Raw genomic sequence first — 10,116 nt, forward strand, 5'->3', positions numbered from 1 at the left:
GGGGGGGTTGGGGGGGTAATATCTAGCGCTACTTTATGAAATTGGTATTAGTCCTCTCTCTGGCGTTTAATCAATAGAGTTCTTGCAAAAGTCAAATTCACACCCCTTAGTCCCCCCTTATTAAGGGGGGAAACAAGAATAATCTTGCCTCTTCGCCTGATTAAAGAGGAGGGTTGGGGTGTGGTGCTTTGTATTTTTGCAAGAGTTCTAATCATGACTCAAGTCCTTACTACAAACCTTTCGTTCGTAGTGAGGACTTTAGTCCTCTTTCTGGCGTTTAGTCATATCATGTCCGATCGAGTGACCGCGATTAAAAGGGCGGGTTTTTGAGATTGTCAATTATTGGCAGATATTTTTCGTGAGGGGAGCCCCTACCGTATTAGGGGTAATCGACCGGCCATGATATCAATCATGACTAAAGTTATCACTATAAACCTGCGTATTTTCCTAAAAAACCAGGTTTATGCGTCTAGCAACTCACAGATAAATCTTATCGAAACTTCCGTTCAGACTCTTGAATGGGAACATCATTAATGCTAGCTTCACGTCTTCGCATTAACCCATTTTCGGCAAATTCCCACTGTTCATTACCATAGGCGCGATACCAGTAGCCAGAATCATCGTGCCACTCATACTCGAAGCGAACAGAAATCCGATTGTCTGTAAAACTCCACAGTTCTTTCTTTAAACGGTAATCTAGTTCCTTTGCCCATTTTCTTCTTAAAAAAGCCTTGATTTGTTCCCGTCCGCTGAAGAATTCGGCACGGTTTCGCCACTGAGAATCTTCCGTATAAGCTAAGGCTACTCGTTCTGGATCGCGGGTATTCCAGGCATCTTCAGCAGCTTGAACTTTGGCTTTAGCCGTTTCCAACGTAAAGGGCGGTAGAGGTGGTTTAGTTTCCATCAGCTTGGTTTTTTGTGATTATAAAAGGTAAGGTGCGGGATGCTCGCGCTACAGAGAAAGTTTGGAAAATTTGAGATCAATCCTCAGCATCGGGATCGATTCCCATTGCTCGCAGTCGATCGGCTAACTGGGTGACTTTTCGCTCTGCTTGTTCAGCTCTTTCCCGTTCTTGTTCGGCTCTTTCTCGTTCTTGTTCGACCCTGCCACGCTCAATTTCAACTTGTTCGGAGCCAGTTAATACCAAATTCCCCTGGGAATCCCACCACCGCAGCCAAAGCAGTTCTTGATTTTGATAGCTTCCCTGCCACAGTCCCAATTCTACATCTAGTACAGGAATGGGATAGTGACCGCGTTCGTTTGGCTCCATCCTTCGATACCCAAAATCTATCAGGTGATAGACTTCTAAATTGCCAGTTCTCATTTCATAAATGCCGTAGTAAGGAATGCGAATAATTCTCTCGTACACCCAAAACTTACCCGGTTTAGTGGTAGTACCGTCAGCGGCCACAGTCAAGGGAGTACGATCGCGCTCTTCCTCTCCATTACCGCTAGCAAATTCTAAAGCAATGAACGGAGCCATGTGTTCCCGCCAAAGTACATAAGAACGGCGAAAACCGTCAAGTGTTGCGGGTACATTCGGCACGTAAAACCAATCCGGTGCTTCTGCACCTCGCTCTGGCGGTTCAGTTTCTCGCCAGTAAATTCCGCAATCTTGCCCGATCGCATATTGTCCGTCTGGATGCAGTCGCTCTACAACCGGCCCGATAGAATCTGTCAGAATGATGCTCTGAGGATGCTCCTGAAAATTTTTCACAAATGTACCGTCTTCGTCTGGCAATTGCGTGTGGTCGGGGAATGCAGGAGGCAGACCAGTAGAAGTTATTGTCTCGTTCATCGTCTTTTCCGTGCAGTTATTGTTCATTGTACTGCGAAATTTTAGAGCAATCAGATTTGAAACTTTAGCTAATATTCGCTAATATGGAAAAGCGATCGTAAAAGGTAAGTCAGATGGTTGTCGCAATTTCTAAAGCAGGATTGGGTACAGGTGCGGCTTTCCTGTCAAACGTGACATGGGAGACTCTGGAAAAGTTGGATGCAGATTTGGCGGAAACTGGGGCGCATTTAACTTATTTGGATGGGTGTTTAGAAATTATGGCTCCTTTTTCTGAGGAACATGAAGAATCTAGAAACACTTTAGATCAGCTTTTAGAGATTTATATGCGGACGAAGGACATTCGTTTCTACGGGCGCGGTAGTACAACCATCGGGATGAAGGAGTTGGGTGCACGGAAGGAACCAGATGAGTCTTATTGTTTGGGTACGCGCAAGTCGGTTCCAGATTTGGCGATCGAGATAACAGTGACGAGTGGTGGAATTGATACGCTGGAAATCTATCGTCGTGTGGGAGTGCAGGAGGTTTGGTTTTGGGAGGATGGTGTAATTTCGGTTTATTGCTTGCGTTCTACGGGGTATGAGTTGGTGAGTAAGAGCGAACTTTTGCCGGAGTTGGATTTGCGATTGATCGAGTTTTATTCGCGGATGGCCGACCAATATGATGCGGTGAATGCTTTTATGCGATCGATGTAGAAGTTGAGAAGTGCGATCTTACAAACTTAGCATTTTGAATGACAGAGACTATCATAGTGTTAATTTAGTTGACAAGATTAATGATTAGCTTATAATTGACATTGATTGGCGAACTCTAGCAATTTGTTTAGGGGCTTCCATTTCTTGATAAAGTGTTATTGCTTGATTAAAATATTTCTCACAATCAACTGTATTACCCATTTGTTTACAGGTCAAGGCTAGCTGATAATAGGCTTCTGGTAGATCGCATTTGCCTCCTATTTCATCGAGTATCTCAATTGATTGAAAGTGATGATTCAGGGCGGTAGTAACATCATTTTGGATGCGGTAAATTTCGGCTAAACCTGTTAAGGCTTTGGCTTTCACTTGAGGGTAGTTATTCTCATTAGTAAATACAATTGCTGCATGATTCATTTCAAAAGATTTTTCTATTTGTTCTAGGTTTTTATAGGTTAAACCCATAAATAAATAACCATATCCTACTTGCCAAGCCTCCCAATTATTTTGAGGTAACTGATGGTAGATAATACTAGCCATTGAAGATGCTTCTTCTTTTGAACCTAAGCAAGATTTTAAGAAAGCCAAACAAAAATTGCTAACCAATGTACACTCATTATACCCGTATTTTTGATCGAGAAACAGGGATTTGTCAAAATAATCTAAAGCATCCTCAAGTTCCCCTAAATCAATTTTACAAAGTCCGATATTAAATAAAGAGCGAATTTGAAGTATTCGGACTATTTTTTGATCGTTTTTTTTATAAAAATAATTTTTTTTTGTCACAATATTTCCAGAATTTTCATGGCAATGTATAGCCCGGTGAAGATCACCTGTCATCCAATAAACATCGCCCAATACATTATAAAGTTTACTCAAGCTAACTCCTTCACTAATATAGATAATAAGTGATTCTATGGCAAAACACATTTTTTGTAATATTCCTAATCGCCAAAATGTTTGACCTAATATTTCCGGTCTTTTCCACTTGCTGAGTCTCTCTTTGTTGAGGACTTCAGCCGCTTGTTGAAAATCACTAATATTTAAGTAGTGATAATAGGCTTCTAATGCTGTCAACGCATCTTTTACAGTTGTCACTACCTTAACAGTTTTTGTCCAAAATTCGGCAGCTTGACGATTAGCTATTTCCCAATTTTCACTATTTTTTAGTCTACTGATGGCCTCTTCCCTAATCATCGGATGTAACCAATATTCGCCCTTGTGAAACTCTACCAAGGATCGGTCACGCAATGACTCTAATACTCGCCGCTGCTGCGTTTCTGGTACATCCCACAACAAACATAACAGCCCATCTGTCGGCACATTTGCCACGTCTTGATAACGAAAACAACCCAAGCGACACAATAATTGATAAGCTGATGAATCCATTTTTTGTAAGCGATTAAACTGGCTGATAACTAAATTTCTTAAGGTAGTATGTGCTAAAATATCAACACCATACTCGAACCAATAGGCCACCATATCGCCGTCAAAATCTTTGGCTATCTCCCCGCAGAACAGCGTCATCGCTTTAGCATTGCCGCCTAATGCTTTGTGCATGGCTGATAATGTTGATTCATAAATTATAATTTCACGGTAATTAAAATATTGCTGCCATGCAAACTCGCTTAATTCTGGTAATTTATAACGTTCAATTGTTAAACCTTCTTCACATAAACGCTCGCGGCTAGTAATCAAAGTCACTGACTGCACAGACGGCTCAGCCAAAATTCGCAATAACTCGACATAGTTACTATGAGGTGCAATAAATTTACAATTTGCATCTAAAGCAGGCTCTAAGTTATCAATAAATACACCAACTCGCCGATTTTTTAATTGACGTTTCAAGCGGTCTAAAGATATGTTAAAATCCCGACCAGGTTCTTCCTTAAAATATTGCTTTAGCCACTCTTCAACTACGCTTTCAATACGAGTAATATTTTCCGGGTCTTTTGCCATCGGTAATGATAACACTAACTCAAAATTTTGAGCCGAGAGAAACTCTTGAGCCAAAGTAGTTTTACCCACTCCCCCTGCTGCGTGAATTAAAATTATTTTTTTCCCTTGGCTGATAAGGTTTTGCAGGTGGTCGATCGCTTCTTCCCTACCCACAAAATCAGTATAAGTAGGTGCGGGGGGAGTAGGGACAGGAGTAAAAACATGAGTAGCGACGGGGGGAGAGGCGATCGAAACTTTGTTGTAGTAACGCTCTACCACAGCTTGCACATTATCTCTGTTGACAGTTTCTCCACACAGTCCCGATAACCGTTGCCACAGTTTGTAAGCAGCAGTCTTAACACTTCCAGGCTCAAAACCTCCGCTGTCTCCAATTTGCTCATAAGTTTGACTATCTTTACCCTTCCATGCCTCTTTTAAGATAGTAGTTTCAAGGGTTCTCAAGGTTTTGAGCGTATTAGCCATCAGTTGTGAATTGATAAAGTCCAAAGCCTGAGCGATGTTCATAGGTATCTATAATGCTAAGTAGCAACCTGCAATAACAACTATAACTGACTTTGATTGACCTTGATTGACTTTGACTAACTCAGACAAAATTTTACCGTACATCAACTAACTAACTTTGGGCTACTGACAGTTAAAAAATAGAGCTTTAATATCAAGTTATTAGGTTGAGTTAAATCAACCTAAAGATCAAAGTAAGTAAAAAAGAATCTGAAAAATTATGTCTAATGAATTTTTGACCCCATTCGATTCAAATGGACTCAACTTAGCCTTGAATCGGGTTCAATCCCAGTTGCAGACGTTTTTTACTTCACCCAATGCCTTGCAACAATTGGGTCAAGTGTTTGATATAACGAATCCAAACGCTGCTCATAGCCTGATTCAAAGTGGCGTGGCTGGCAATCTTGAGAATATTATGCCACATTTCCAAATTCTCACAGATACAGCCATGAAGGGAGCGCAAGCAGCTTTTTCTGAGACGAAGGATACCATTTATTTAGCACAGTCATTGCTACAGGGTGACATTCTGAAAGTTCAAGGAGCTCTCATTGAAGAAATCGCTCACAAGTTTGATGTCTTGCTCAATCCTGGTGGGGATACCCCTGGGGATGAGGGGGAGTTACTAATGCACGTTGTTTTAGGTTTACCTCTCAGTGAACCCGAGTTACTGCGAATTAAAACAGAGGATGACTCCGGTACTGTTGTTGTCGATGCTCAGATTATCCCTGTTGAACAATCTTATAACAGCTTGGTTAAATCCTCTCCTGGGTTTACAAAAAATATCGGCGGATGGACAGACAACAATACTTATCCTCGTGTGTCAGGTGATGTTAACGGTGATGGTCAGGATGATATTATCGGTTTTGGTTCAGGTAAAGTTTATGTCTCTTTAAGCAATGGCAATGGTACTTTTGGCTCTCCAATTGCCTCGACTCCAAGTTCAAGCAACGGCTTTACTACTAATGTTGGTGGCTGGACAAATAACAATACCTACCCTCGTGTGTCAGGTGATGTCAATGGTGATGGCAAGGATGACATTATCGGTTTTGGTTCAGGTAAAGTTTATGTCTCTTTAAGCAATGGCAATGGTACTTTTGGCGCACCCATAGGCTCTACTCCAAGTGCCACTAATGGCTTTACTACTAATGTCGGTGGCTGGACAGATAACAATACTTACCCTCGTGCTTCAGGTGATGTTAATGGTGATGGCAAGGATGATATTGTCGGTTTTGGTTCAGGTAAAGTTTATGTGTCTTTAAGCAATGGCAATGGTACTTTTGGCGCACCAATTGACTCTACTCCAAGTGCGACAAATGGCTTTACTACTAATGTCGGTGGCTGGACAGATAATAATAACTACCCCCGTGTTTTAGGTGATATCAATGGTGATGGCAAGGATGATATTGTCGGTTTTGGTGCTAGTAATATCTTTGTCTCTTTGAGCAATGGTAATGGTACTTTTGGTTCTCCTATTGCCTCTACTCCAAGCTCCACGAATGGCTTTACTAAGAATGTAGGTGGCTGGACGGACAACAATAACTACCCCCGTGTTTTGGCTGATGTCAATGGTGATGGAAAAGATGATATTGTCGGTTTTGGTGCCACTAATGTCTTTGTCTCTTTGAGTAATGGCAATGGTACTTTTGGTTCACCAATGGCTTATAGTCCTAGCTTAACTAAGAATAATGGTGGCTGGACGGATAATAATAATTATCCCCGTGTGGTTGGTGACGTGAATAAAGATGGTAAGGATGACTTGATTGGTTTTGGTGCAAGTGATGTTTTCGTATCGTTATCGGGAAGTAATGTGACTCCACCTCCACCGCCACCTGTTTGGGAAAACCCTCTAGCTTTAGGCTCTTACACAGTCAGTCAGGAATTTGGTTCAGGTCATACAGGTATTGATTTAGCGGCATCTACAGGAACTCCGATTGAAGCAGCAAGAAGTGGAAAGGTGGTATTTGTTGGTACAGATCAGTACGGTGGTAAGTACATAGACATCGATCACGGTAGTGGTCTCAAAACTCGCTACTTACATCTGTCAACTTTTGCCGTCAGTGTTGGGACTGTGGTTAATGACGACACGAAGATTGGTGCAGTTGGTAGCACAGGATTGTCAACAGGGCCTCACTTACATTTTGAGGTTTGGCAAAATGGAGTACGTCAGAATCCCAGAAATTATCTCAGCTTTTAGTGCTTGTGATAGTAGTAGGGTAAGTCACCTTGCAATTTTTTACCAAAATGATTAATTATCGCAGGTGACACACCCTACATTTGCTGGTAATCAAATAGCGATCGCACTTCAACAATCTCGACCCCCCTCATGGGATGAAAAGCCGACTCACACCCATATAAGTATTAATATCAATCACAATTTCAACCAGACGAATCACACAACGCTCCCGATATTCAGAGTCATTCAACAAGCGGTCAGCATCGCCAATAGTAATCACAGGTAATGATGTAGAACTAATTTCCTCACGCATCACTTGTTCCAGAGAGTTCTCACCCTTCATACTCCGATTCGCGGTCAATAGAATCATTTGGTTTGATTGAGCCAACCGCCAAACTACCCGATCGTCACTATCGATCGGCAGGCTCACTTCATCAAAGGTGATAAATCGAATGAATACCCAATCTAGCCAACCACCACTCAAAATGCTACCTGAGAGAAGTACGGCGTGTCCTCTCAAATTATGATCGACTAAAAAATTCATGGCTGAGACTTAAATTTTGCTTTTGCTGCTTCAAGTTTTGCTCGAATAGCTTCTTGACCAGGTTGTGGTGGTTGCGTCGCAATTCTGGCAATCAGATCGCGATTTTTTTCTTCATAGTACAGCCGCAGTTCTTCAGCTTCCTTAAGAACCATTTGATACTCGGCTTCAACATCAGCGCGATTTGCCTCAATATAAGCTAAAGCAGCGTTAATTTGTTCTTCTGTAAGGTCAAATAATCCCCTGATAAACTTAGGCGGATATTGAGCCGTCACATAGTCCATGATGTCGTAGATAGTGATGCGCGTACCTGCGATGGACAGTCCTCTTTCGGTACGGAGAATAGCTGTTTGTTCGTCGGATATGGTTGTCATACCTATAACCTCCTTGAAGTGATTTCTATATTATACCAACTCTCAAAAGTCTGGCAACAATCATTAGTGTTGGGTTTATTTCCTGTTTTAGTAACGCGATCCAAATCCAAGAAACCGGGTTTCTGCGATCATCTTGGAATCCCCACCGAAATTTTGGAAAGAAACCAGGTTTCTGAACCCCCACACGATCGCCCAACTTCAACTAAACCCAGCTAACCATAGTGGAAGCATCAACAGCAAACCGACTGAAGTGATGGCGATGCTGCTAGCTAACAAATCGCGATCGAGCTCGTAGACTTCTGCTAAAATCAGCACCGAAAGAGCTGTGGGCGTTCCCGACATCAACACCAACACGAACCTCGGATCGCCACTCAATCCGAAATAACTAGCACCCAATCCGATTAGCACCGGCACAATTACCACTTTTAACAGCGACGGGATTAACGCCAGTTCAAAACTTTCCCATTTCTTAATAGACCTCAGCCGGATGCCAACCAGCAGCAAAGCACTGGCAATTACCACCCAAACAGCTACCTGCAATCCCGATTCCACTGTTTCGGGCAGGGGGATGTTTCTAGTATAAAAACCAATTAAAAATGCCCACAGGGCGGGAACTGTCAGCACGTCCCGGATCTGAGTCCACCAGTGATTTTTTTGCTCGGAGTTCCCAAAATAGCTAGCAATAAATACACCGAAACAATAAGTTCCAATAACATTGTTAGTGACGCTGTACAATACAGCCCAGTTGTTGTTATCGGTGCTGATGATAGACGGGGTGATTGCTAATCCAACAAAGCCCGTATTCCCTAACATCGCAGCTAGGATAAAACTCCCTTTGCTCGATCGCTTCAGGGAATTAAAATTTAATAAAAATAAATTTACCAGAGAATTTTTGCCCTGAAAATAAGGCTTTTTGATGTGGGCCGCACTCAGCCTACGCAATAATACCCAAGTCAGCCAAGCAAAACTCGTACTCAGAAATAACACGAATATGGCGATCGCCGGCGTGAATCCCACAGCACCCGAAAAATCGCTCTGACGGGCTAAAACTAGAATTTGCAGCGGTATCCCAATCCAGAAAAGAAAGTGGCTCAGCAGCTTGGGAAAATCAACTGGGATGTACCGAAACAGCAGCAGTCCTAAGCCCGTCCAGATAACTAGAGGGGTATAAGCGTGAAATAAGGTTTCAATCATAAAAATTTAACTAGACAATTGGAAATGCCTCTATCTATTAATAGTAATGCTAAAATCCGTTTAAGAAATGCGAATTGTCGTTAGCGGAGCCCTCGAAGACGATCGCACTTGCACGCTTTTTCCTCCTAGCGTGTTCGCACCAGTGCCAGCCCGAAAATTTCCGCCCCAATTCCCGCACCTTGCAGGGCAAAATCCTCAGACTGGCAGCCCCAAATGCTTGCAGCTTTTTGCCTTCACATTCACCAAACCTCTGTTAATTTGATCAATGTGCGATCGAGTTATCTTGCCTTGGACGAACAGACGTGCAACGTTTTCCTGCAGTTTCGAGCGAACGGAAACAGGAGGAGACTAAAGCTGCTGATGACTTGCACTCATTAATTCAATTTCAAAGCATTAACAGGCACCTCATCCCAAGAACTAACAGTCCGCAAGGTAGCAACCCAGCCCTGCTGTTTTTGCTCTGCCGTCAAATTCTGCTCAAAAGATTCGTGGCAATCCTTCGCTTGACTCTCATCGCAACAAGCAATGCAAGAATAAAGAATACCCGACGGATCGATTTGCTCGTTTACCCAAATAATCACGATTTACTCTCTCAATCAAAATCTACTGTTATTTAAATTTTCCTATATTTTTGCCAATTAATTAAGTAGGTCGGTATTAATTAACCGGAGTGCGGCATTTTAGCTTAACAGGCAAGATGCCTGTTCCACACACAGGCAAGATGCCTGTTCCACACACAGGCAAGATGCCTGTTCCACAACAGATGAATTTTTTGTGGGGTGGGCTTCTAGCCCGCCCTGAATTACGCCAGATGCCTGTTCCACACACAGGCAAGATGCCTGTTCCACAACAGATGAATTTTTTGTGGGGTGGGCTTCTAGCCCGC

11 protein-coding genes are annotated in these 10,116 nt (G+C 42.6%); 3 read left to right on the forward strand and 8 right to left on the reverse strand.

The features are described 5' to 3' along the window. Positions 1-490: 490 nt before the first annotated feature. The gene (locus QUA43_RS29985) at positions 491-904 is read right to left on the reverse strand and encodes a nuclear transport factor 2 family protein (RefSeq protein ID WP_332978470.1); all 414 of its coding nucleotides are present in this window, start codon (positions 902-904) and stop codon (positions 491-493) included. A gap of 76 nt (positions 905-980) precedes the next feature. Continuing rightward, on the reverse strand, positions 981-1,799 hold the full coding sequence (locus QUA43_RS29990) for a Uma2 family endonuclease (protein ID WP_333379336.1): 819 nt from the start codon (positions 1,797-1,799) through the stop codon (positions 981-983). A 113-nt stretch (positions 1,800-1,912) separates the two neighbouring features. On the opposite strand from QUA43_RS29990, the gene QUA43_RS29995 reads away from it, so the two are divergent. Beyond that, positions 1,913-2,491 (forward strand): Uma2 family endonuclease, encoded by a 579-nt coding sequence (locus tag QUA43_RS29995; protein ID WP_333379338.1) that lies wholly within the window; start codon positions 1,913-1,915, stop codon positions 2,489-2,491. 84 nt (positions 2,492-2,575) lie between these two features. Here the strand turns inward: QUA43_RS29995 and QUA43_RS30000 are convergent, their stop codons facing one another. Beyond that, positions 2,576-4,951, reverse strand: coding sequence for a hypothetical protein (locus QUA43_RS30000; RefSeq protein ID WP_333379339.1), 2,376 nt, complete (start codon positions 4,949-4,951; stop codon positions 2,576-2,578). 217 nt (positions 4,952-5,168) lie between these two features. Here QUA43_RS30000 and QUA43_RS30005 point away from each other — a divergent pair, with 217 nt between their 5' ends. After that, a complete protein-coding gene (locus QUA43_RS30005) occupies positions 5,169-7,142 on the forward strand; it encodes a peptidoglycan DD-metalloendopeptidase family protein (protein WP_333379341.1) in 1,974 nt (657 codons plus the stop codon). 127 nt (positions 7,143-7,269) lie between these two features. On the opposite strand, the gene QUA43_RS30010 is transcribed toward QUA43_RS30005, so the two are convergent. From QUA43_RS30010 to QUA43_RS30020, 3 genes are all read right to left on the reverse strand, one after another. Beyond that, positions 7,270-7,665 carry an ACP S-malonyltransferase gene (locus QUA43_RS30010; protein WP_333379342.1) on the reverse strand — a complete coding sequence of 132 codons (396 nt, stop codon included), beginning with the start codon at positions 7,663-7,665 and terminating at the stop codon, positions 7,270-7,272. Beyond that, a complete protein-coding gene (locus QUA43_RS30015; RefSeq protein WP_333379344.1) occupies positions 7,662-8,036 on the reverse strand; it encodes a DUF433 domain-containing protein in 375 nt (124 codons plus the stop codon). Before QUA43_RS30015 ends, QUA43_RS30010 begins: the two co-directional genes overlap by 4 nt. 198 nt (positions 8,037-8,234) lie before the next feature. After that, positions 8,235-9,230, reverse strand: a complete 996-nt coding sequence (locus QUA43_RS30020) for an AEC family transporter (protein ID WP_333379345.1) — start codon at positions 9,228-9,230, stop codon at positions 8,235-8,237. Positions 9,231-9,297: 67 nt separating this feature from the next. Here QUA43_RS30020 and QUA43_RS30025 point away from each other — a divergent pair, with 67 nt between their 5' ends. After that, positions 9,298-9,492, forward strand: a complete 195-nt coding sequence (locus QUA43_RS30025) for a hypothetical protein (protein ID WP_333379347.1) — start codon at positions 9,298-9,300, stop codon at positions 9,490-9,492. A 112-nt stretch (positions 9,493-9,604) separates the two neighbouring features. On the opposite strand, the gene QUA43_RS30030 is transcribed toward QUA43_RS30025, so the two are convergent. Next, entirely contained in the window at positions 9,605-9,811 is a 207-nt protein-coding gene (locus QUA43_RS30030; protein WP_333379348.1) for a glycogen debranching protein, read from the reverse strand. Positions 9,812-9,910: 99 nt separating this feature from the next. Continuing rightward, the coding region (locus QUA43_RS30035; RefSeq protein WP_333379350.1) for a hypothetical protein at positions 9,911-10,116 on the reverse strand (206 nt) is incomplete at its 5' end.

Source organism: Microcoleus sp. N9_B4 (genome assembly GCF_036701635.1).
In the GTDB taxonomy this organism is placed as follows: domain Bacteria; phylum Cyanobacteriota; class Cyanobacteriia; order Cyanobacteriales; family Microcoleaceae; genus Microcoleus.

Excerpts from the sequence above, each read along its gene's own strand:
- QUA43_RS30000 (WP_333379339.1), bottom strand. The coding sequence starts at position 4,951 with ATGAACATCGCTCAGGCTTTGGACTTTATCAATTCACAACTGATGGCT.
- QUA43_RS29990 (WP_333379336.1), bottom strand. The coding sequence starts at position 1,799 with ATGAACGAGACAATAACTTCTACTGGTCTGCCTCCTGCATTCCCCGAC.
- QUA43_RS30025 (WP_333379347.1), top strand. The coding sequence starts at position 9,298 with ATGCGAATTGTCGTTAGCGGAGCCCTCGAAGACGATCGCACTTGCACG.
- QUA43_RS30005 (WP_333379341.1), top strand. The coding sequence starts at position 5,169 with ATGTCTAATGAATTTTTGACCCCATTCGATTCAAATGGACTCAACTTA.
- QUA43_RS29995 (WP_333379338.1), top strand. The coding sequence starts at position 1,913 with ATGGTTGTCGCAATTTCTAAAGCAGGATTGGGTACAGGTGCGGCTTTC.
- QUA43_RS30010 (WP_333379342.1), bottom strand. The coding sequence starts at position 7,665 with ATGAATTTTTTAGTCGATCATAATTTGAGAGGACACGCCGTACTTCTC.
- QUA43_RS30020 (WP_333379345.1), bottom strand. The coding sequence starts at position 9,230 with ATGATTGAAACCTTATTTCACGCTTATACCCCTCTAGTTATCTGGACG.
- QUA43_RS30015 (WP_333379344.1), bottom strand. The coding sequence starts at position 8,036 with ATGACAACCATATCCGACGAACAAACAGCTATTCTCCGTACCGAAAGA.
- QUA43_RS29985 (WP_332978470.1), bottom strand. The coding sequence starts at position 904 with ATGGAAACTAAACCACCTCTACCGCCCTTTACGTTGGAAACGGCTAAA.